The organism is Halorubrum sp. SP9, assembly GCF_005435015.1.
Taxonomy (GTDB): domain Archaea; phylum Halobacteriota; class Halobacteria; order Halobacteriales; family Haloferacaceae; genus Halorubrum; species Halorubrum sodomense.
The window spans coordinates 142,591-161,952 of sequence record NZ_SGXU01000001.1 but is presented as its reverse complement, the minus strand read 5'-3'; the positions used below and the strand labels follow the sequence as shown (position 1 = coordinate 161,952).

General features: G+C 71.3%; 18 protein-coding genes. 5 read left to right on the top strand and 13 right to left on the bottom strand.

The annotated features are described in order from the left end of the window. Positions 1–28 precede the first annotated feature (28 nt). From EXE45_RS00795 to EXE45_RS00770, 6 genes are all read right to left on the bottom strand, one after another. Positions 29–1,339 carry a tRNA (N(6)-L-threonylcarbamoyladenosine(37)-C(2))-methylthiotransferase gene (locus EXE45_RS00795; RefSeq protein ID WP_137693265.1) on the bottom strand — a complete coding sequence of 437 codons (1,311 nt, stop codon included), beginning with the start codon at positions 1,337–1,339 and terminating at the stop codon, positions 29–31. Positions 1,340–1,437: 98 nt separating this feature from the next. Beyond that, positions 1,438–1,764 (bottom strand): ArsR family transcriptional regulator, encoded by a 327-nt coding sequence (locus EXE45_RS00790; protein ID WP_092922781.1) that lies wholly within the window; start codon positions 1,762–1,764, stop codon positions 1,438–1,440. Positions 1,765–1,849: 85 nt separating this feature from the next. Then, positions 1,850–4,402, bottom strand: coding sequence for a GAF domain-containing protein (locus EXE45_RS00785; RefSeq protein WP_137693264.1), 2,553 nt, complete (start codon positions 4,400–4,402; stop codon positions 1,850–1,852). Positions 4,403–4,517: 115 nt separating this feature from the next. Continuing rightward, positions 4,518–5,387: a succinate--CoA ligase subunit alpha gene (sucD, locus tag EXE45_RS00780; protein WP_137693263.1), complete on the bottom strand. Its 870-nt coding sequence runs from the start codon at positions 5,385–5,387 to the stop codon at positions 4,518–4,520. 79 nt (positions 5,388–5,466) lie between these two features. Beyond that, positions 5,467–6,612, bottom strand: a complete 1,146-nt coding sequence (gene sucC, locus EXE45_RS00775) for an ADP-forming succinate--CoA ligase subunit beta (protein ID WP_137693262.1) — start codon at positions 6,610–6,612, stop codon at positions 5,467–5,469. A 96-nt stretch (positions 6,613–6,708) separates the two neighbouring features. After that, positions 6,709–8,118, bottom strand: coding sequence for an aspartate ammonia-lyase (locus EXE45_RS00770; RefSeq protein ID WP_137693261.1), 1,410 nt, complete (start codon positions 8,116–8,118; stop codon positions 6,709–6,711). Positions 8,119–8,312: 194 nt separating this feature from the next. On the opposite strand from EXE45_RS00770, the gene EXE45_RS00765 reads away from it, so the two are divergent. Continuing rightward, positions 8,313–8,903 carry a hypothetical protein gene (locus EXE45_RS00765; protein ID WP_092922796.1) on the top strand — a complete coding sequence of 197 codons (591 nt, stop codon included), beginning with the start codon at positions 8,313–8,315 and terminating at the stop codon, positions 8,901–8,903. Between the two features lie 146 nt (positions 8,904–9,049). Here EXE45_RS00765 and EXE45_RS00760 read toward each other — a convergent pair whose 3' ends face one another. The 3 genes from EXE45_RS00760 to EXE45_RS00750 form a co-directional block, all read right to left on the bottom strand. Next, positions 9,050–9,373 carry a BolA family protein gene (locus EXE45_RS00760; protein ID WP_092922799.1) on the bottom strand — a complete coding sequence of 108 codons (324 nt, stop codon included), beginning with the start codon at positions 9,371–9,373 and terminating at the stop codon, positions 9,050–9,052. 86 nt (positions 9,374–9,459) lie between these two features. Continuing rightward, complete coding sequence (locus EXE45_RS00755) at positions 9,460–10,056, bottom strand: class I SAM-dependent methyltransferase (RefSeq protein ID WP_092922802.1); 597 nt, start codon at positions 10,054–10,056, stop codon at positions 9,460–9,462. A gap of 84 nt (positions 10,057–10,140) precedes the next feature. Next, positions 10,141–11,079 carry a DUF1028 domain-containing protein gene (locus EXE45_RS00750; protein ID WP_137693260.1) on the bottom strand — a complete coding sequence of 313 codons (939 nt, stop codon included), beginning with the start codon at positions 11,077–11,079 and terminating at the stop codon, positions 10,141–10,143. A 120-nt stretch (positions 11,080–11,199) separates the two neighbouring features. Between EXE45_RS00750 and EXE45_RS00745 the strand changes: the two genes are divergently transcribed. Next, a complete protein-coding gene (locus EXE45_RS00745; RefSeq protein ID WP_137693259.1) occupies positions 11,200–11,904 on the top strand; it encodes a nucleotide exchange factor GrpE in 705 nt (234 codons plus the stop codon). Positions 11,905–11,962: 58 nt separating this feature from the next. On the opposite strand, the gene surE is transcribed toward EXE45_RS00745, so the two are convergent. Next, positions 11,963–12,757 carry a 5'/3'-nucleotidase SurE gene (surE, locus tag EXE45_RS00740; RefSeq protein ID WP_137693258.1) on the bottom strand — a complete coding sequence of 265 codons (795 nt, stop codon included), beginning with the start codon at positions 12,755–12,757 and terminating at the stop codon, positions 11,963–11,965. A gap of 134 nt (positions 12,758–12,891) precedes the next feature. Here surE and EXE45_RS00735 point away from each other — a divergent pair, with 134 nt between their 5' ends. Then, positions 12,892–13,239, top strand: coding sequence for a DUF5798 family protein (locus EXE45_RS00735; RefSeq protein WP_092922814.1), 348 nt, complete (start codon positions 12,892–12,894; stop codon positions 13,237–13,239). Here the strand turns inward: EXE45_RS00735 and EXE45_RS00730 are convergent. Beyond that, positions 13,236–13,838, bottom strand: coding sequence for a DapH/DapD/GlmU-related protein (locus EXE45_RS00730; RefSeq protein ID WP_137693257.1), 603 nt, complete (start codon positions 13,836–13,838; stop codon positions 13,236–13,238). The genes EXE45_RS00735 and EXE45_RS00730 overlap by 4 nt on opposite strands. A gap of 84 nt (positions 13,839–13,922) precedes the next feature. Next, complete coding sequence (gene purD / locus EXE45_RS00725; protein WP_137693256.1) at positions 13,923–15,206, bottom strand: phosphoribosylamine--glycine ligase; 1,284 nt, start codon at positions 15,204–15,206, stop codon at positions 13,923–13,925. A gap of 153 nt (positions 15,207–15,359) precedes the next feature. Here purD and EXE45_RS00720 point away from each other — a divergent pair, with 153 nt between their 5' ends. Together EXE45_RS00720 and EXE45_RS00715 are read left to right on the top strand one after the other, a co-directional pair. After that, positions 15,360–17,582 carry a thioredoxin domain-containing protein gene (locus tag EXE45_RS00720; RefSeq protein WP_137693255.1) on the top strand — a complete coding sequence of 741 codons (2,223 nt, stop codon included), beginning with the start codon at positions 15,360–15,362 and terminating at the stop codon, positions 17,580–17,582. 97 nt (positions 17,583–17,679) lie between these two features. Next, a complete protein-coding gene (locus EXE45_RS00715) occupies positions 17,680–18,780 on the top strand; it encodes a geranylgeranyl reductase family protein (RefSeq protein WP_137693254.1) in 1,101 nt (366 codons plus the stop codon). Positions 18,781–18,823: 43 nt separating this feature from the next. On the opposite strand, the gene EXE45_RS00710 is transcribed toward EXE45_RS00715, so the two are convergent. After that, positions 18,824–19,306, bottom strand: a complete 483-nt coding sequence (locus EXE45_RS00710) for a TRAM domain-containing protein (protein ID WP_092922829.1) — start codon at positions 19,304–19,306, stop codon at positions 18,824–18,826. Positions 19,307–19,362 lie beyond the last annotated feature (56 nt).

Genomic DNA, 19,362 nt, shown 5'->3' with positions numbered 1-19,362 from the left:
CCGGTCGGCCGTCACTCGGTCAGACCCGTCAGTCGTCGCCCGGTACCCGACCCGCGTCGTCGGCCCCGGCGGCCTCGGCCGGCGTCCCGTCGACCGGCTCTCCGAACGCGTAGACGGTGTTGTGGCCGGTCACCGCCACCTCCAGGAAGTCCCCCACGTCGACCCCGCGCTCCGTCGCGTTCTGGACGATGATCTGTCGGTACGCGCCGTCGCGGCACTTCACGGAGTCACCGGTTCCCTCCTCGACGACGAGGACCTCGAACCGATCGTCGACCATCGACTCGTACGCCTCGCCGACGACCTCCATCTTCAGCTCCGACATCGCCTTCGAGCGCTCCTTCTTGACGGTCCCGCCGAGCCCCTTCATGTCGGCGGCGTCGGTGCCCGGGCGCTTCGAGAAGCGGGTGACGTTGATCTTCTCGGGGCGGACCTCCGCGAGGAGCTCCATCGACAGCTCGTGGTCGACCTCGTCCTCGGTGGGGAAGCCGACGATGAAGTCGGTCGAGAGCGTCCAGTGGTCGAGCCGGTCGTCGAACGTCTCGACGACCTCGCGGAACTTCTCGACCCGGTGCTGCCGGCGCATGTCCGCGAGCACGTCGTCGGAGCCGGATTGGACGGGAGCGTGAACGAAGTCGTACAGCTCCTCGTTCTCGGCGAACACGTCGGCCAGCTCCTCGTGGATCCCGTGGATGCCGCCGGGGTTCGCCATCCCCAACCGGACCCGGAACTCGCCGTCGATGTCGCAGATCCGGTCGAGGAGCTCCGGGAGCTTTCGGTCGCCGTCGTCCCAGCCGTAGACCCCGGTGTCCTGGCCGGTGACCCGGATCTCCTTCGCGCCGGCGTGGACGAGCGCCCGAGCCTTCTCGACGTTCTCCTCGATCGGCGGGGAGTCGACCCGGCCGGTGGCGAACTTGGTGATACAGTACGAGCAGTTGCTCATACAGCCGCGCGCGATCGGGAGGATCCCGACGACGCCGTCTAACACCGGTTCGGCGTCGGGGGTGACCGTCGGGCACTCGCCGTTGAGCACGTAAGCGGGGACCTCGTCCCAGTGGAGGATCTCGGCGTCGACGTCGGCCCCTTCGAACAGGTCGCCCTGCGCGAGCGCCATACAGCCGGTGACGACGAGTTCGGCGGTCGTCTCCGACAGCTCCTCGGCGCGACGGAGCATGTTCCGCTCCGTCTTTTCGACGACGGTACAGGTGTTGAGGATGGCGACGTCCGCGTCGTCCGGGCCGTCGGCCGGGCGGTGTCCCCCGTCGCGGAGGGCGCGCTCGATCTCCCGGCTCTCGCCCCGGTTCGAGCTACAGCCGTAGGTTTCGATGTGGTACGTCGCCATCGGAGTGCCTCCACTACCGGTCCCGGGGGCAAAAGCGCGACGGATCGGGGCGTCGGCGGGGGGCGGCGGGGCAGCGGGGCGGACCGGGACCGCCTGCGTCAGTCCTCGGCGACCGCGGCGGTCGGCGCGTCGGCCTCGGCGTCGGAGGCCGACTCGGCGGTCGCCTCCGGCTCGCCGGCGCCGTCGCGCTCCGCGGGCGGAACGGCCTGGTAGACGGAGCGGCGGGCGTCGCGGGGACACAGCCCCTCCTCGACGAGCCCGACCTCGGTGAGCTTCTCGACCGCGAACCGGACCGTTCGGGTCGAGAGGCGCGTCTCCTCGGCGAGGCCGGTCTGGTCGAACCGGCCCTCCGCGTCGAGCACGTAGTAGACCAGCTTGGCGCTCGGCGGGAGCGGTTCGAGCAGCTCGCGAGTTCCTTCGTCCATACGTGAGTTACACGGGCGAATCGCGCATAACCGTGGCCCGCCTGTGCGCTCGGAACACACGCCACCCGGGTTTTTATATAGCGTCTTAAATCCCGAACTCGAACCGAGCGCCGTCGTCGCCGTCGATCGAGAGCTCCCAGCCGTGCGCGGCCGCTATCTCCCGCACGATGGCGAGGCCGAACCCCGTTCCCCTCGCCGTGCTCGAACGGCCGTACTCCGTCGCCTCCTCCGGGTCGATGTCGAAGCCGACCCCGTCGTCGGCGACGTAAAATCCGTCCGGGAGCGACCCGACGGAGACCGTGAGTCCCTCGTCGCCCCCGGCCTCGGGCTCCGAGTTGTGCTCGACGCTGTCGCCGGACTCCGTCCGGCTGCTCGTGGAACCGTGTTCCACGCTGTTCGTGAACAGGTTCTCGAGCAGCGTCCGGAGTCGCTCCGGGTCGGCGTCGACCGCGGCCGTCGCCGCCGAGACGTCGAGGGTCGCCTCCGCGGTGTCGACGGTTCGCCACGCGCGCTCGGCGGCCTCGTCGAGCGGGACCGACTCGATCTCGTCGACCGTCCGTCCCTGCCGCGCCAGGGCGAGGAGGTCGTCTATCAGCTGTGCCATCCGATCGTGGGCGTCCCCGACCCGTTCGAGTTCGTCGACGACGGCCGCGTCGTCGGTCAGCGATCGGGCGAGGTCGGTCCGGCCGGACGCGACGTTGAGCGGGTTCCGGAGGTCGTGAGAGACGAGCCCCGCGAACTTCTCCAGGCGGTCGATCTCCCGTTGGAGCGCCGCGTCGCGGTCGCGGAGCTGTTCGGTCCGCTCCGCGTGATCGAGCGCGACGGTGACGTTCGCGGCGAGGACGCGAGCCAACTGAACGTCGGTCTCGTCGAAGAACCCCGGCTCCTCCGAGCTGAGCGGCATGACGCCGTGGTCGGCGAGCGGGACGGCGAGGAGGCTCCGGAGGTCGCCGTACCCGACCGCGGTGTCGACCGCGTCGAGGTCGTCGACGGCGACCGGCTGGCCGGTCTCGAACGCCTCCCAGACGCGCCCGTCGCCCGGACCGAACGCCGGCCGGTCGCCGAAGGCCGCCGTCGCCTCCGCGCTTATCGCCGTGGGGCAGAGGACGTTCGCCTCGGGGTCGTACAGCCGGACCCCGCTGCTCGGGAACTCGAGGATGTCGATCGCCGCGCGGGCGGCCAGCCCCGCGATCTCCTCGCGGTCCTCGCCGCCGAACATCTCGCGGGTCGTCGCGTGGAGCCGACGCAGCGTCCGCTCGACGCGCTTCTGGTCTTCGATGTCGGCGTAGACGCTGTAAATAACCGTCTCGTCCGGCTGCTTGACCGGGATGACGTGGAGGATGAAGTCGCGCATTCCGTCGGCGGTCCGGCGACGCACCTCGAGCCGCGAGGGTTCGTCGCGTTCGAGTACCGCCTCCGGGTCGAGCCGGTCGGCGCCCTCCGGGACCACCTCGCTGCGGACCTCCTCGTACCCGCTGTCGGCGCCGTAGCCGAACGTGTCCTCGAACGCCTCGTTGGTGGCGTCGAGGCGGCGCTCGCCGCCGCCGAGCGCGACGGTACGCACCGCCGGAAGCGGGAGGTCGTGGAACAGGGCGGTCAGCCGGTCGCGCTCCCGGCGGAGCGCGTTCTCCGTCTCGATCTGCTCGACGGCGTTGGCCGCGTGGGCCGCCAGCAGCTCCGCGAACTCGACGTCCCGCTCGTCGAACGCGGCGTAGCCGTTCGAGACGGCCTGTAACACGCCGTGCGAGCCGATCGGGACGCTGATCGCCGACCGGATGTCGTCGGCGACAGGGTCCGCCACCTCCGATCCCCGTCGCCGGTCGGCCCCGGCAGTTGGCCGACCCGGAGACGAGGGGTCCTCCAGCTCGTCCGGGTCCGCGGGGTCGACGCTGAGGTTGTCGACCACCATCGTCTCCCCCTCGGCGACCGTGGTCCCGACGACGCCCTCACCGACATCGAACGCGCGGACCTCCTCCTCGGTGACGCTCTCTGAGAGGACCGCGGGAACGACGCGGTCGCCGCGTCGACGCGCGGTGACGCAGCGGTCGAACTCGAGTATCTCCTCGGTCGCGTCGACGGTGCGTTCGAGCACGGTCGCGATGTCGGTCGCGGACGCCAGTTCCGTCGCGAACTCGTGGATCGCCGTGACCTTCGCGTTCACTTCGCGGAGGTCGCGCTCGGCCCGGCGGCGGCCGAGCGCGTTCGCGACGCTGTTCGCGAGCATCTCGTAGCGGTCACGCCCGGCGCCCTTCTGGAGGTAGTCGGTGACGCCGGCGGAGATGGCCTCGCTCGCGATCTCTTCGCTCCCCTTTCCGGTGAACAGTACGAAGGGGAGTCCGGAGTCGATCTCGCGGACCGATTCGAGTAGTTCGAGCCCGTCGGCCCCCGGCATGTCGAAGTCGCTGACGACGCAGTCGACGCGCCCCTCGCGGACCACGTCGAGCGCCTCGTCCGGCGACAGCCGCGTGACCGTCTCGATGCCGTCCACGAGCCGTTCGACGTGGGTCGCGGCGAGATCGGCCGCGCCCGGCTCGTCGTCGACGAACAGGACGCGACTCGCGGCGCCGTCGGTCGGTCCCGTCACGTCGCCTGCGGCCGCGCCGGCGTCCGGCGGCGGGTCGTCGGGACCTGAGTTCATGTGCGTGTGTTACCCTACCGGTAAGTTTAGCTTTCGCTCCGGCTACCGATATTGAAAACCGAAACCGGGGCGAAACTGACGGTCGAACCGCGGCGACGCCGACCGCGCGGGGCGGCTACAGGAACTCCTCGACGTGGTCTGCGACCTCTTCGGGGGTGTCGCCGACCGGAACGCCCGCGTCGTTGAGCGCGTCGATCTTCGACTGCGCGGTCCCCGTGCCGGAGCCGGAGACGATGGCGCCCGCGTGACCCATGCGCTTGCCCGGCGGGGCCGTTCGCCCGGCGATGAAGCCGGCGACCGGCGTGTCCATGTACTCCCCGATGAACCTCGCGGCCTGCTCCTCGTCTTCCCCGCCGATCTCGCCGCACATCACGACTGCGTCGGTGTCGGGATCGGCCTCGAACGCCTCGAGGGCGTCGACGAAGGAGGTCCCGATGATCGGGTCGCCGCCGATACCGATGGCGGTCGTCTGCCCGATGCCGCGCTCGGTGAGGTTGTCGACGACCTGGTAGGTGAGCGTGCCGGAGCGGGAGACGAGCCCGACGTTCCCCTCGGAGAAGATGTTCCCGGGGAGGATGCCGAGCTTCGCCTCGCCGGGCGTGATGATCCCGGGACAGTTCGGGCCGAGCAGGCGCGTGTCGGTCTCGCCCAGGCGCTTGTTCACTTTCGCCATGTCCTGGGTCGGAATCCCCTCGGTGATCGCGACCGCGAGGTCGAGGTCCGTGTCGAGCGACTCGAAGACGGCGTCCGCGGCGAACGCCGGCGGCACGAACACCACGGAGGCGTCCGCGTCCTCGGCCTCGACGGCCTCGTCGACGGTGTCGTAGACGGGGACGCCGTGGACCTCCTGCCCGCCCTTGCCGGGCACCGCGCCGGCGACGACGTTGGTGCCGTACTCGATCATCTGGCCGGCGTGGAACTTCCCCTCCCCGCCGGTGATCCCCTGGACAACCACCCTGGTGTCGTCGTCGACGAAAATGCTCACGCGAACCACCCCGTGGTGAACGTGAGGTTATCGTTCGTGAACGAGCGACCGTCGGGAGCGAGTGAACGTACGATAGAACTCATTGGGTCACCTCATCCGCGTTCTTCACCGCGCGCTGGACCGCGTCCTCCAGCGTCTTCTCGACCTCGACGAGGTCGGTGTTCAGAATCTCCATCCCCTCCTCGGCGTTCGTGCCGGCGAGCCGGACGACCACCTTCTTCGGGATCTCGTCGAACTGGGCTAGGGCCTCGTTGATCCCCTTGGCGACCTCGTCGCCGCGGGTGATCCCGCCGAAGATGTTGAAGACGACGGCGTCGACGTTGTCGTCGGAGAACACCATGTCGAGCGCCTGCGTGACGCGCTCGGCCTTCGCGCCGCCGCCGATGTCGAGGAAGTTGGCGGGCGCGCCGCCGTAGTAGTCGACCAGGTCGAGCGTCGTCATCACGAGGCCGGCGCCGTTGCCGATAATGCCGACGTTGCCCGAGAGGCGGACGTAGTCGAAGCCGTACTCGCCGGCCTTGCGCTCGAGGTCGTCCTCGTAGGAGGCCTCGGCCATCGCCTCGAGTTCGGGCTGGCGGAACAGCGCGTCCTCGTCGATGTTCATCACGCCGTCCGCGGCGACCACGTCGCGGTCGCTCGTGATCATCACGGGGTTGACCTCGATCTCGGAGGCGTCGTTGGACTCGTAGAGGTCGTACAGCGTCGAGAGGATCGAGGCGACGTCGAGCGCGACGTCGGCGTCGACGCCGGCCTCGTAGACGACCTTGCGGGCCTGGTACGGGTGGAGCCCGAACGCGGGGTCGACGTGTTCGCGGGCGATGGCGTCGGGGTTCTCCTCGGCGACCTCCTCGATGTCGACGCCGCCCTCGGTCGACACCATCAGGACCGGCTTCCCCTCGCCGCGATCCATCGTGACGCCGACGTACAGCTCGTCGACGAAGTCGACGCCGGCCTCGACGAGGACCCGGTCGACCGTGTACCCCTTGAGGTCCATGCCGAGGATCTCGTCGGCGTACCGCGCCGCCTCTTCGCGGTCGGTCGCGATCTTGATCCCGCCGGCCTTGCCGCGGCCGCCCACGTGGACCTGCGCCTTGATCGCGGCCGGGTAGCCGATCTCGTCGACCGCGTCGAGCGCCTCGTCGACGCTCGTCGCGAGCCGGGAGTCCGGAACCGGGATCCCGGCGTCCGCGAAGAGCGACTTCGCTTGATACTCGTGAAGTTTCATCCGTGTTGGATCGGAACCGACACCGGCTTAAATGGTTCCGATTCGGCGCGAAGCGCCGCGTCGCAACGGAAACCGGTCGGGAAGCGATCGGCTCGCTCAGTCGTCGTCGCCGAGGATGACGCGGTGCGTCATCGCCTCGGGGTCGAGGACTTCGTCCGCTTCGGCCTCGGTGAGGTACCCCTCGCTCACGGCGACCTCGCGGACGCTTTTCCCCTCGGCGAGCGCCTTCTTCGCGACCTTGCTCGCCTTGTCGTAGCCGATCGCGGGGTTCAGCGCGGTCGCGAGCGCCATCGACTGCTCGACGCGCTCGCGGGCGAACTCCTCGTTGGCCTCGAGTTTCGCCACGAAGCGCTCTCCGAACGTCGCCGCGACGTTCGAGAGCAGGTCCGCCGACTCGAGGAAGTTGTGCGCGATGACCGGCTTGTAGAGGTTCAAGTCGATCTCGCCGCGGGCCGCGCCCGCGGAGACGGCGGCGTCGTTGCCGACGACCTGCTTGTGGACCTGGTTGACCGACTCCGCGACGACCGGGTTGATCTTCCCGGGCATGATCGAGGAGCCGGGCTGGTTCTCCGGCTGCTCGACCTCCCCGAGGCCGTTCCGCGGGCCGGACGCGAGCAGTCGGAGGTCGTTGGCGATCTTGTTGAGGCTGCCGGCGATCGTCTTGAGCGCGCCGTGGCCCTCCGCCATCGCGTCGTGGGCGGCCTGTGCCTCGAAGTGGTTCGCCGCCTCGCGGAACTCGGTCCCGGTCTCGTCGGAGATGTACTCCGCGGCGAGCTCCGGGAACTCGGGGTGGGTGTTGAGCCCGGTCCCGACCGCGGTGCCGCCGAGCGCGAGCTCGCGGAGGTTCGACTGGACGCCCTCGGCGCGCTCGATCCCCTTCGCGACCTGCGTCCGGTAGCCGCCGAACTCCTGGCCGAGCCGGATGGGGGTGGCGTCCTGGAGGTGCGTGCGGCCGGTCTTGACGACGCCGTCGAACTCCGCTTCCTTGGCCTCCAGCTCGGCGTGGAGCGTCTCCAGCGCCGGCACGAGGTCCTTCTCGACCGCCTCGAGCGCGGCGACGTGCATCGCCGTGGGGATCACGTCGTTCGACGACTGGCCGTAGTTGACGTGGTCGTTGGGGTGGACGACGCGGTCGCCGATCTCCGCGCCCGCGATCTCGGCGGCACGGTTGGCGATCACCTCGTTGGCGTTCATGTTCGAGGAGGTGCCGGAGCCGGTCTGGAACACGTCGACCGGGAACTGGTCGTCGTGCTCGCCGGCGATCACCTCGTCCGCGGCGGCGACGATCGCCTCCGCGGTGTCGTCGTCGACGAGGTCCAGATCGCGGTTCGCCTGCGCGGCCGCCTTCTTCACGACGCCGAGCGCGCGGACGAACCGTCGGCTCATCGGAATCCCCGAGACGGGGAAGTTCTCGACGGCGCGCTGGGTCTGTGCGCCCCAGTAGGCGTCCGCCGGCACCCGCATCTCGCCGAGGCTGTCCTCCTCCGTGCGGTAGTCGTCACCCATGTGCCGACCTTCCCGCGAGACGCTGTAAAAGGTACTGGAAGCCGCCAGCGCATCGAAATCGTGCGGATCGGTAACACTCCGGTCGACGTCGCGGACCGCGAGCCGACCGCCGGATTAAATCGCGTAAAACAGCCGAAATTCGGTTCAACGGCGTACCCGTTATATCATCGTCCGTCGCCAACGCCCCGGCGCACATGAGCCCGAACGACTCAGCGATCGGAACGGCGCTCGACCGCGACACGGTCCGGTCGACGAGCAAGCTCCTAATCGGTGCGCTGGCGATAGTCGGTGTCCTCGCGGTCGTCACGCTGCTGCCCGGCGTCGATCGCCTCGTCCCGTTCGCGCCCGTGACGTTCGCCGCGGTGGCGACGGCCGTCGTCGCGCTCGCGGTCGCCGGTATCCTCCTGTACGCCGCGCCCAAGTTCGCGCTGCTGACGCGGCTGGCGCTCGGCCGGCGGGGAGCCGACGCCGAAAGCGACACCCGATCGGACCGGATCGTCGAGAATGCGGGCGGCGTGGTCCACTGGCTCGTCGTCTTCGGGGCGGTCCTCGTCGCGTACCGCGGGCTCGCGGGCGTCGCGGTCCCCGTCCTGAACGGCGCCGCCTGGGCGTACGACGCCGCCTTCCTGTTCGTCGCGCTCGTCCCCGTGGTGTTCCTCGTTGCCCGTCTGACGGTCACCGTCGACCCGCTGGCCGAACTGGTCGCCGACCGCGTCGCGGGCGAGGCGTCCGGCAGCGAAGCCAGCGACGCGGACGAGCCGACCCCGGCCGACGACGACGGTTGAGCGGAATATCCCGAGTCGCCTACGCGTTCTGTTATCCCGAGCGCCGGTGTCGCGAGCGCGCCGTCGAGTCAGAGCGCGAGCAGCAGAAGCGGTTCGCAGCGGTGCGGAGAGTGAAGCGGTTTTTTCGACGAGTGCGCGACCGGCGATCAGGCCTCGTCGACCGGGAACAGCCCGGCCTCGCGGAGGTCCTCGTCGAGGGTGCCGTCGCCGTGTTCCGCGTACGCCTCGGGGGTGTACGTCTTGATCTCCAGGGCGTGGACCGACCGCGTCATGTGGTCGCCGACCGCGTCGTACACGCGCTGGTGCTGGTCGACGAGCGACTCGCCCTCGAAGGCGGGCGAGACGACGACCGCCGCGAAGTGGGCGTCCTCGTCCTCGTCGTCGTGGATCCGGGGCGCCGTCACGCGCGCGACCGCGTCGGGGAGGTTCTCCTCGATGAGGTCAGCGACCGCGTCGGGTTCGATGGTCATGTCCCCGCTCGGACGCGAACGGGCAAAAGTCGACCGGCCCGGTCCGGCGGGGCGCCGGCCCGGAGCGAACCCGGAGCGGCGGGCCGTCACCGCTCGAACACGAGCGCGTAGTGGAACGGCGGGAGGTCGACCTCGCGCTCGAAGGCGAGGTCCGTCCCCGCCGCCTCGACCGCCTCGCGCGTCGCGGTCGGTGACATGCGGAGCTCCGTGGGCGGCCCGCGCGGCTCGCCGCCGATCCGCGTCTCCTCGCGGGGGCGGTCGCGCCAGTTGACGACGACGAGCGAGCCGCCGTCGGCCAGCGAGTCGGCGACCCCCGCGACGACCGCCTCCGGCTCGGGAACGCCGTGGAACGCGTTCATGAGAAGTGCGACGTCGACGGGCTCGGGGAGCGGCGACGGGAGGTCGCGCGCGTCGCCGGCGACGGTCCGGACGTTCTCGATCCCCTGTGCGGTCGTCAGGGCGTCGAGCTCGGCGAGCAGGTCGGCGTCGACGTCGAGGGCGTACACCGTCCCCGGGGCCGCGATCCGCGCGGCCGGGAGCGCGAAGTAGCCGTTGCCGGAGCCGACCTCGGCCACCCGGTCGCCCGGCGCGACGCCCAAATCGCGCAGCGTCGCGCCCGGCGTCGGCCACACGCGGCCCCACCAGTCCCAGTCCGGCTGTCCCGTGTTTCGGAAGCGTTCCATGCGATTCGTAGCCGCCAGCCGACGGTTATGCGTTGCGAGTGCGGCGACGCTGACCGCGCTCTGCGACGGGAGCCGACGCAAGGGTCAGACGCGGTCGAGCCGCGAGAGCCCGCGCCAGATCGCGTCGACCAGTCGGGACTCGGGGTCGTCGTCGGGGTCGGTCCCGTTCCACCCGCGCGCTATCGCGTCCTCCAGCACCGCGAGCGAGTGGTTCTCGAAGTTGTTCATCCCGCGGAACGTCTCCAGCGCGTCGCGCGCCTCGTCGTCGAACGCGTCCGTCGGCTCGCCGTCGTAGAAGCCGAGGTCTGCGAGCGCCGACCCGACCGCGGTCGCCGTCTCGCCGGTCAGCTCTCGCGTCTCCGCCGGCACCTCGCGTTCGAGGAGCGTCACGTCGTAGATCTTGAACACGCGCTCCAGCTCGTCGATCGGGCGCTCGTGGTCGTCGACGCGCACGTCGACCCAGCGGTCGTTCTTCCCGTCGTAGCCGCCCTCGGGCTTGGCGACGTACAGCGCCGCGGACTGCTCGCCGCGCCTGTCGCCGCCGGCCTCGTTGCCCGCGTGGAGCGCGGCGATCAGCCGCTCCGGGAGGCCGCCGTCGATCCCCTCGAACGTCTCCGCCATCGCGTCGAGGGTGTCGGCGTTCTCCAGGATGTTCCCCTGGACCGTGTAGTGGTCGCCCTGCCGGTCGCCCGCGTGGTCGTGGCACTCGTCGCCGGTGAACGCCGCCGGCGGGTCCTCCGGGTCGGCCGCGACGATCCCGACCTGTCGCGAGGGCGCCTCGTCGTCGTCGGCCGTGAGCCGGTCGATCGCCTCGGCTGGCGCGTGGCCCTCTCGGAGCAGGTCGAGCCCGTCGGGCCCGTACGCGACGTTCGCGAAGCTCTGCGTGGCGACCGCGCCCGCGTCCGCGCTGACGAACGGGACGACGGCGCCGACGCCGACGAACTTCGACTGGACCGCGACGCCGACCGCGTCCGTCTCGGGGTCGCGGGCGGCGATCGAGAAGGTCGAGGGTCGAGGTGGCATACGGGACCGATCGTCGGGCGCCGCGATCAAAAATCCGCCGCCGCGCGGCGGCCGGGCTCGACCGGCCCGCCGCCGACCGGGTTCTACAAGCTTATCCCCGCCGACCGACTTCGATCGGGTATGAGCGACGACGACGCCGTCGATGTCGAGTCTCCCGACGACGCCGAGGGCGACGCGGCGAGAACGAACGGCACGGCGGAGGCGACCGCCGAGGAATCGACCGGCGAATCTGCCGACTGCGACGCCGACGGGCGCGAGCGGACGGCCGGCGACGGCGACGCCAGACGGAGCGAGGAGGCGCTCGCCGCGGCCGTCGCCGAGCACGACGAGGCGCTCGCCCGCGAGGTCGCGGCGCTGGAGGCGGACCTCGCCGAGACCCGGGAGGAACTCCGCGAGCGCGACGAGGCGGTCGATGAGCTGACGAGCAAGCTCGCCCGCGTGAAGGCGGACTTCAGCAACTACAAGGAGCGCGCGAAGCGGAAGCAGGAGGAGATCCGCGAGCGCGCCTCCGAGGCGCTCGTCGAACGGCTCGCGCCCGTCCGGAACGACCTCCTGCGCGCGCTCGACCAGGACGAGGGGAGCGACCTCCGCCCCGGCGTCGAGTCGACGTTGGAGAAGTTCGACGAGGTGCTCGCCGACGAGGGCGTCGAAGCGATCGAGCCCGACCCGGGCGAGGAGGTCGACCCCGCGCGCCACCAGGTGATGCTCCGCGTCGACAGCGACCGCCCGGAGGGAACGATCCACGAGGTGTACGAGCCCGGCTACGAGATGGGCGACCGCGTGCTGAGCGAGGCGAAGGTGACCGTGAGCACCGGCGGCGAGTAGCGCGGCGCTTCCCCGAGCGAACCGCCGTCTCGCGTCAGGACCGAACCGCCGTCTCGCGTCAGGACCGAACCGCCGTCTCGTAGGCGTCGACGAGTTCCTCGAGCCCCGCGTCCGCCTCGGCCGCGTGGGGCACCGACAGCGGCGACACGGACACCTCGCCGTCGACGACGGCGCGCCGGTCGGTCCCCACGGGGTCCGGCACGTCGCCGTCGTTCATCCGTCCCCAGATCGGGTCCGAGAACCCGATGCGGCCGTCGCCGTTGCGCTCGGCGCGCATCCCGTACCACGTCGAGGGCGTCGTGACCCTGAGCGGCGCGCGGTCGGCGTCCGCGATCGGCGCGTTGACGTTGAGGTAGTCCGCGCGGTCGAACACCCCGGCTTCGACCGCCTCGTCGACGAGGAACCGCGTCGCGCGGACCGCGTGCGAGAAGTCCTCGGCCTCGAACTCCCGTTTCCACCAGTCGTCGCCGCCCGGCACGTACATCGAGGTCGCGACCGCGGGCGCGTCGAAGAACGCCGCCTCGACCGCCGCCGAGACGGTGCCGGACCGGCCGAGCGTGTACGCTCCGAGGTTCGCGCCCTCGTTACAGCCGGCGACGACCAGGTCCGCGTCAGGGACGAGTTCGTCCAGCCCCGCGACGACGCAGTCGACGGGGGTCCCGTCGACCGCGTACCCCAACTCGTGGTCGTCGACGGCGATGTCGGCGGAGAGCAGGCGGCCGACGGACGACTGGTCCTCCGCCGGGGCGACGACGGTCACCGCGTACTCGGTCGCGAGGGCGTCGTACAGCGCGCGCAGCCCGGCGGCGTCGACGCCGTCGTCGTTGGTCAAGAGGATCCGGTCGACGCTCATACCCTGTTCACGGGCGAGTCGGGCAAAAGTCCACCGTCGGGCGGGCGGGCCGCGCGTCGGCGGACGAGCGCGGAGCGACCGCGACGCCCGAACCGAACGGAAAAGCACACGTATCGCCGGGCCGACCGTTCGGTATGGGATTCGGGGACACCGCCAAGAAGATCCAGACGCTGGCCGACCGCGCGGAACGCACCTACAAGAAGATCAGCGAGCTCCGCGACGAGGTCGACGAGACGCAGGAAACCGTCGTCGACACCGCCGACCGCGTCAAGGGGCTCGAAAACGAGATGGCCGAACAGCGGGCCGTCCTCGACGCCATCGCCGAGGAGGTCGGCGTCGACTTGGACCGCGTGAGCACCGAGGCGCACATCACGGACGCCGAAGCGACGGCCGCCGCCGCGAGCGGCGCCGCCGACGAGACGGGCGCCGACGCCGAATCGCCCGCCGACGAGAGCGGTGCGAACGACGGGAACTCGGCTTAATCGCTGCTCGCGGTCGGGTCCGCCCGCGAGACGACCTCGGCGGGGACGCCCGCGACCGTCGCGCCCGGCGGCACGTCCTCCGCGACAAGAGAGTTGGCGGCGACGCGCGCGCCCTCGCCGACGGTGACGCCGGGGAGGACGACCGCCCCCGCGCCGATCATCGCCTCGTCTCCGACGACCACGTCGCCCAACCGGTACTCCTCGGTGAGGAACTCGTGGCACAGCAGCGTGGCGTCGTACCCGATTATCGCGTCGTCGCCGACGCGGATCCGCTCGGGCCAGAACACGTCCGGCGTCGACTCCAACCCCCACGCGACGCCGGTGCCGACGGTCACGCCGATCCGGCGCAGCAGCCAGTTCTTCAGCCGGAGGCTCGGGCAGACCCGCGCGAGGACGATGACGACGTAGTTGCGGACGACCGCGAGCGGCGACTTCGCGTCCGGCCACGACCACAGGGAGTTTCGTGACCCCGGCGTCGGAACCCGTTCGAGGCGGTCGCTCCGGGAGGGATCGGCTCCCTCGCGTGTCGCGTCCGCCTCCGCGTCGTCGCGCGTCGCCTCCGCGTCGTCGCGCGTCGCCTCCGCGTCGTCGTTTGTCACGTCGCTCCGTTCGGACGGCGAGGGTAAAAGGATCGCTCCCGGTCGCGGCGCGAGCGGTCGCGGGGGCTCGGGAACGCGAGCGGGTCAGCGCCGGAGTTCGTCCATGTGGTCGATCCGACGCCGAACGAGGTCGGCCGTGCCGATGTCGTGGCGGATACGGACGCGGTCGCCGGCGGCCGCCAGCGCGTCCTCCGCCTGCGCCTCGGCGGCCGCGATGGAGTCGCCGCGGCCGACGACCGCGAACGCCCGCGACGTGGTCGTGTACAGGCGGCCGTCGCGCTCGTCGACGCTCGCGTAGTAGAGCAGCGCGTCGCCGACGCTCTCCTCGTCGACCGCGATCTCGGCGCCCGCGTCGGGGTCGGTCGGGTAGCCGTCGGGCACCGCGTACTTACAGACGGTCGCCTCGCCCGAGAAGGCGAGTTCGGGGAGCGTCTCGCCGTCGCGCGCGGCGGTCAACACGTCGACGAACGGCGCCTCGAGGACGGGCAGCGTGTTCATCGCCTCCGGGTCGCCGAAGCGGGCGTTGAACTCGACGACCTTCGGCCCGTCGTCGGTGAGCATGAACTGCCCGTAGAGCACGCCCTTGTAGTCGGGGAGCGCGTCGACGACGGCGTTCAGTACGTCGACGGCGGCGTCGTAGTCGCCATCGGTCATGAACGGGAGCGAGAGGCCCGTGTCCGTGTACGACCCCATCCCGCCGGTGTTCGGGCCCTCGTCGCCCTCGTAGGCGCGCTTGTGGTCCTGGACCGCGGGCGTCGTCCGGACGTCGCCGTTCGCGACGAACGCCTGAATCGTGAACTCCTCGCCGACGAGGCGCTCCTCTAAGACGACGCGGTCGTAGTCGGAGTCGCGGAGGTACGCCTTTGCTTCGTCCGCGGTCACCTGGTCGCCGATCACCTTCACGCCCTTCCCGCCGGTGAGGCCGGCGGGCTTGACCGCGAGGTCGCCGTCGTACTCGTCGATGTACTCGCAGGCCGCCGCCGTGTCGTCGAACACCGCGTAGTCCGGACAGCCCGGGATCGCGTGCTCCTCCATGAACTCGCGCTGGTACGCCTTGTCCGTCTCCAGGCGCGCCTCCGCCGCGCGCGGACCGAAGGCGTAGACGCCGGCGTCGTCGAGCGCGTCCGCGACCCCGGCCTCCAGCGCCGACTCCGGGCCGATGACTGCGAGGTCCGCGCCGACCGCGGTCGCGTAGTCGGCGACCGCGGCGGCGTCGGTCTCCTCGATCGCTTCGAACCCGTCCGCGAGCCGTCGGATCCCCGGGTTGCGGACGCTCGCGCAGGCGTACAGCGCGCAGTCGTCGGCCACCGCGCGGGCGATCGCGTGTTCGCGGCCGCCGCCCCCCACCAGGAGTACGGTCTCCGTCATGCCCGACGGGTGTCCGCACGGTAGTGTAAACCTTACTCTCTGTTCGACCCGATATATGCGCGTTCGTGGACATTCGCGGCGGTGGTGACGGGAGAGACGGCGGCGCTCGGCGCGGCCCGGACGCCTTTTGGCCCGCCGGGTCGAATCGGGCGTATGCCACAGCCGACCGAGCGGAACCGCCTCGGCGGAGAGGCGAGCCCCTACCTCCAACAGCACGCGGACAACCCAGTCAACTGGCAGCCGTGGGGCGACGAGGCGTTCGAGCGCGCCCGGGAACACGACGTGCCGGTGTTCGTCTCCATCGGCTACTCCTCGTGTCACTGGTGTCACGTCATGGCGGAGGAGAGCTTCGAGGACGAGTCGGTCGCGAGCGTCGTGAACGAGTCGTTCGTCCCGATCAAGGTCGACCGCGAGGAGCGCCCGGACGTCGACAGCACGTTCATGACCGTCTGCCAGCTCGTCACCGGCGGGGGCGGGTGGCCGCTCTCGGCGTGGTGTACGCCCGAGGGGAAGCCGTTCTACGTCGGGACCTACTTCCCGCCCGAACCGCGCCGGAACCAGCCCGGCTTCCGCGACCTCTGTGAGCGCATCGCCGACTCCTGGAGCGACCCGGAGCAGCGCGAGGAGATGAAGCGGCGCGCCGACCAGTGGACCGAGAGCGCGCGCGACGAGCTGGAGTCGGTCCCGTCGCCGGACGAGGCGGGCCCGGACGGGGACGGCGGCTCCTCCCCGCCCGGGGACGACCTGCTCGACACGGCCGCCGCGGCGGCGCTGCGCGGCTACGACGAGGAGTACGGCGGCTTCGGGAGCGGCGGCGCGAAGTTCCCGATGCCGGGACGGATCGACCTCCTCATGCGCGCGTACGCCGGCCGCGGCCGCGACGCGCTCCTCTCGGCCGCGACGGGGACCCTCGACGGGATGGCCCGCGGCGGGATGTACGACCAGGTCGGCGGGGGGTTCCACCGCTACGCGGTCGATCGCGAGTGGACGGTCCCGCACTTCGAGAAGATGCTGTACGACAACGCGGAGCTGCCGATGGTCTACCTCGACGGCTACCGGCTCGCGGGCGACCCCGCGTACGCCCGCGTCGCGAGCGAGTCGCTCGCCTTCCTCGATCGGGAACTGCGCCACGCGGACGGCGGCTTCTTCAGCACCCTCGACGCCCGGAGCCGCCCGCCGGCGAGTCGGCACGGCGGGAACAATGCCGACGGCGGGGAGGACGTCGAGGGCGCGTTCTACGTCTGGACTCCCGAGGAGGTCGACGCGGTCCTCGACGAGCCCGCCGCGTCGCTCGCAAAGGAGCGATACGGGATTCGGCCCGGCGGCAACTTCGAGCGCGGCACGACGGTTCCGACGATCGCGGCGTCGGTCGCGGAGCTGGCCGCGGAGCGCGACCTCTCGTCCGACGAGGTCCGAGAGATTCTGACCGAGGCCCGAACGGCGCTGTTCGACGCCCGGGAGTCGCGGCCGCGTCCCGCCCGCGACGAGAAGGTGTTGGCGTCGTGGAACGGACGGGCGGTCTCCGCGTTCGCGCGGGCCGGGGACGCCCTCGGCGAGCCGTACGCCGAAATCGCGAGCGAGGCGCTCGACTTCTGCCGCGAGGGGCTCTACGACGCCGACGCGGAGACCGGCGCGCTCGCCCGTCGCTGGCTCGACGGCGACGTGCGCGGGCCGGGCTACCTCGACGACTACGCGTTCCTCGCTCGCGGCGCGCTCGACGTCTACGCCGCGACCGGGGACCCGGGGCCGCTCGGCTTCGCCCTCGATCTGGCTGACGCGCTCGTCGACGAGTTCTACGACGCCGACGACGGGACGATCTACTTCACTCGGGACCTCGACGCGGAGGGCTCGGAGACGGACGACGCCGGCCCCCTCATCGCGCGGCCGCAGGAGTTCACCGACCGGTCGACGCCGTCGAGCCTCGGCGTCGCGGCCGAGACGCTCGCGCTCCTCGACGGCTTCCGGACGGACGGGGAGTTCCGCGAGATAGCCGAGCGCGTCGTGACGACGCACGCCGACCGGATCCGCGGGAGCCCGCTGGAACACGCCTCGCTCGTCCGCGCCGCCGACCTGGTGGAGACCGGCGGGATCGAGGTGACGGTCGCCGCCGACGAGGTCCCGGACGAGTGGCGCGAGACGCTCGGCGAGCGGTACCTGCCGGGCGCGCTCGTCGCGCCGCGGCCGGCGACGGAGGCCGGACTCGACGAGTGGCTCGACCGCCTCGGGATGGCCGAGGCGCCGCCGGTCTGGGCGGACCGCGACGCGACCGACGGCGAGCCGACCGCCTACGTCTGCGAGGGCTTCACCTGCTCGCCGCCGCGGACCGACCTCGACGCGGCGCTGACGTGGCTGGAGACGCGGGAGCCGTCGTCGTAGCGACGACGCTTAACCGGTCCCCGCTCTGCTCGTTTCCCGCCGGGCGCGGCCGATCAGCCGCATCGTAATTAAATATCCCCGTCACCTCGCTTCTCCCATGTACGATTTCGTCGTCGTGGGCGCGGGGCCGCCGGGCTCTCGGTTCGCTCGGCGCGCGGCCGAGGACGGTCGCGACGTCGTCGCCTTCGAGAAGGGCTCGGTCGGCGAGCCGCTCGCCTGCTCCGGCCACGTCTCCGACGACGTGTGGGAGTACGTTCCCGACGACGCCCGCGACGAGCTCCTCCAGAACCTGGTGTGCGGCGCGCGCTTCCACGTCGGCGGTCCGGGATCGCGGGCGTATCCGTTCTACAAGCGGGAGCCGGTGTCGAACGTGATCGACCGGGTCGGACTCGACCGGACGCTGGCGGACTGCGCGCGCGAGGCCGGCGCCGACGTCCGGGAGGACCACACGGTCGTCGGCGTCGAGGAGCGGTCCGACCGGGTCGCCGTCGACGTCCGGACGCCGGCGGGCGACGTGGAGCGCGTCGAGGCCCGGATGGTCGCCGGCTGCGACGGGCCGACCTCGCGGGTGCGCCGCGCGCTCGACCTCCCGGAGCCGGACGAGCTGCTCCACGGCGTCCTCGGGTTCGACCCGGGGCCGGACGCCGACGACTTCGTCGACGTCCACCTCACCGCGCCGACGTTCTTCGCGTGGCGGATCCCCCGCGGCGACGCGGGCGTCGAGTACGGGCTGGCGGCGCCGCCGAGCGAGGACGTGTCGGGGATGTTCGACCGGCTCACGGACGCGTACGGCGCGACGACGGACCGGCGCTGCTCGGGCGCGATTCCGATCGGGCCGCCGGCGCGGACGACGAGCGACCGCGGCTTCCTGATCGGCGACGCCGCCGCGCAGACGAAGCCGTTCACCGGCGGCGGCATCCTCTACGGGACGCGCGCGGCCGACGTCGCCGCGGCGGCGATCGACCCGCGCGACCCGGCGACGCTCGCCGAGTACGAGTCCGGGTGGCGCGACGAACTCGCCGCTGAGATCCGGCTGGGGAAGGCGATCCGACGGTGTTACTCGCTCCCGGAACCGGTTCAGCGGGTCGGGCTGCGGGCGCTGTCGGGCGAGATCGGCGTCCACATGGACGAGCCGTCGTCGTTCTTCTCGCCGTCGAACCTCCGGGCGCTGTTCTCGCGGGGGAAGCCGCCCGAGTGAGAAGCGGCGCGACGGCGCGGACGGGAGCTCCGAGGCCGCGGCGCTACTCCTCGACGACGTTCGCGAACGAGACGTTCTCGCGGACGCTCGTGATCTCGACGGTCGGCTCCTCGCCCGGTTCGGCGTCGGGAACGATGACGACGTAGCCGCGTTCGATCTTCGCGATCCCGTCGCCCTTGTCGCCCAGCGTCTCGATCGTCACGTCCCGTACCTCCCCCTCCGAGACGGGCGGGTCCGGCTGGACGGCACCGGCGGCCCCGCGGGAGGAGGGGCGCTGTCCGTCGTCGGACCGGGCCCCGCCCGAGCCACCGTCCGTGTCGGGAACGGACGCGCCGTCGCCGTCGACCGTCGCGGTCGACCCGTCGTCGGGGCCGGCGCGGTCCAAGACGGCGATCCGATACGTCTCCCCGACGCTGACGCTGCCGTGTTCGATCTCCGAGGCCGGGACGGTGACGACGTAGTCGTCGCCGCGAGACTCCACCCGTCCGGTGTACAGGCACGCGAGAGAATCAGTGATCTCGACCATGGGTCGTATTGCGCGTACGGGGATGAAAAGCCACCTGTTCGGACGGACGGTTGACG

Coding starts and splice junctions, on each gene's coding strand:
- EXE45_RS00795 (WP_137693265.1), bottom strand. CDS start 1,339: ATGGCGACGTACCACATCGAAACCTACGGCTGTAGCTCGAACCGGGGC.
- EXE45_RS00790 (WP_092922781.1), bottom strand. CDS start 1,764: ATGGACGAAGGAACTCGCGAGCTGCTCGAACCGCTCCCGCCGAGCGCC.
- EXE45_RS00785 (WP_137693264.1), bottom strand. CDS start 4,402: ATGAACTCAGGTCCCGACGACCCGCCGCCGGACGCCGGCGCGGCCGCA.
- sucC (WP_137693262.1), bottom strand. CDS start 6,612: ATGAAACTTCACGAGTATCAAGCGAAGTCGCTCTTCGCGGACGCCGGG.
- EXE45_RS00770 (WP_137693261.1), bottom strand. CDS start 8,118: ATGGGTGACGACTACCGCACGGAGGAGGACAGCCTCGGCGAGATGCGG.
- EXE45_RS00765 (WP_092922796.1), top strand. CDS start 8,313: ATGAGCCCGAACGACTCAGCGATCGGAACGGCGCTCGACCGCGACACG.
- EXE45_RS00760 (WP_092922799.1), bottom strand. CDS start 9,373: ATGACCATCGAACCCGACGCGGTCGCTGACCTCATCGAGGAGAACCTC.
- EXE45_RS00755 (WP_092922802.1), bottom strand. CDS start 10,056: ATGGAACGCTTCCGAAACACGGGACAGCCGGACTGGGACTGGTGGGGC.
- EXE45_RS00750 (WP_137693260.1), bottom strand. CDS start 11,079: ATGCCACCTCGACCCTCGACCTTCTCGATCGCCGCCCGCGACCCCGAG.
- EXE45_RS00745 (WP_137693259.1), top strand. CDS start 11,200: ATGAGCGACGACGACGCCGTCGATGTCGAGTCTCCCGACGACGCCGAG.
- surE (WP_137693258.1), bottom strand. CDS start 12,757: ATGAGCGTCGACCGGATCCTCTTGACCAACGACGACGGCGTCGACGCC.
- EXE45_RS00735 (WP_092922814.1), top strand. CDS start 12,892: ATGGGATTCGGGGACACCGCCAAGAAGATCCAGACGCTGGCCGACCGC.
- purD (WP_137693256.1), bottom strand. CDS start 15,206: ATGACGGAGACCGTACTCCTGGTGGGGGGCGGCGGCCGCGAACACGCG.
- EXE45_RS00720 (WP_137693255.1), top strand. CDS start 15,360: ATGCCACAGCCGACCGAGCGGAACCGCCTCGGCGGAGAGGCGAGCCCC.
- EXE45_RS00715 (WP_137693254.1), top strand. CDS start 17,680: ATGTACGATTTCGTCGTCGTGGGCGCGGGGCCGCCGGGCTCTCGGTTC.
- EXE45_RS00710 (WP_092922829.1), bottom strand. CDS start 19,306: ATGGTCGAGATCACTGATTCTCTCGCGTGCCTGTACACCGGACGGGTG.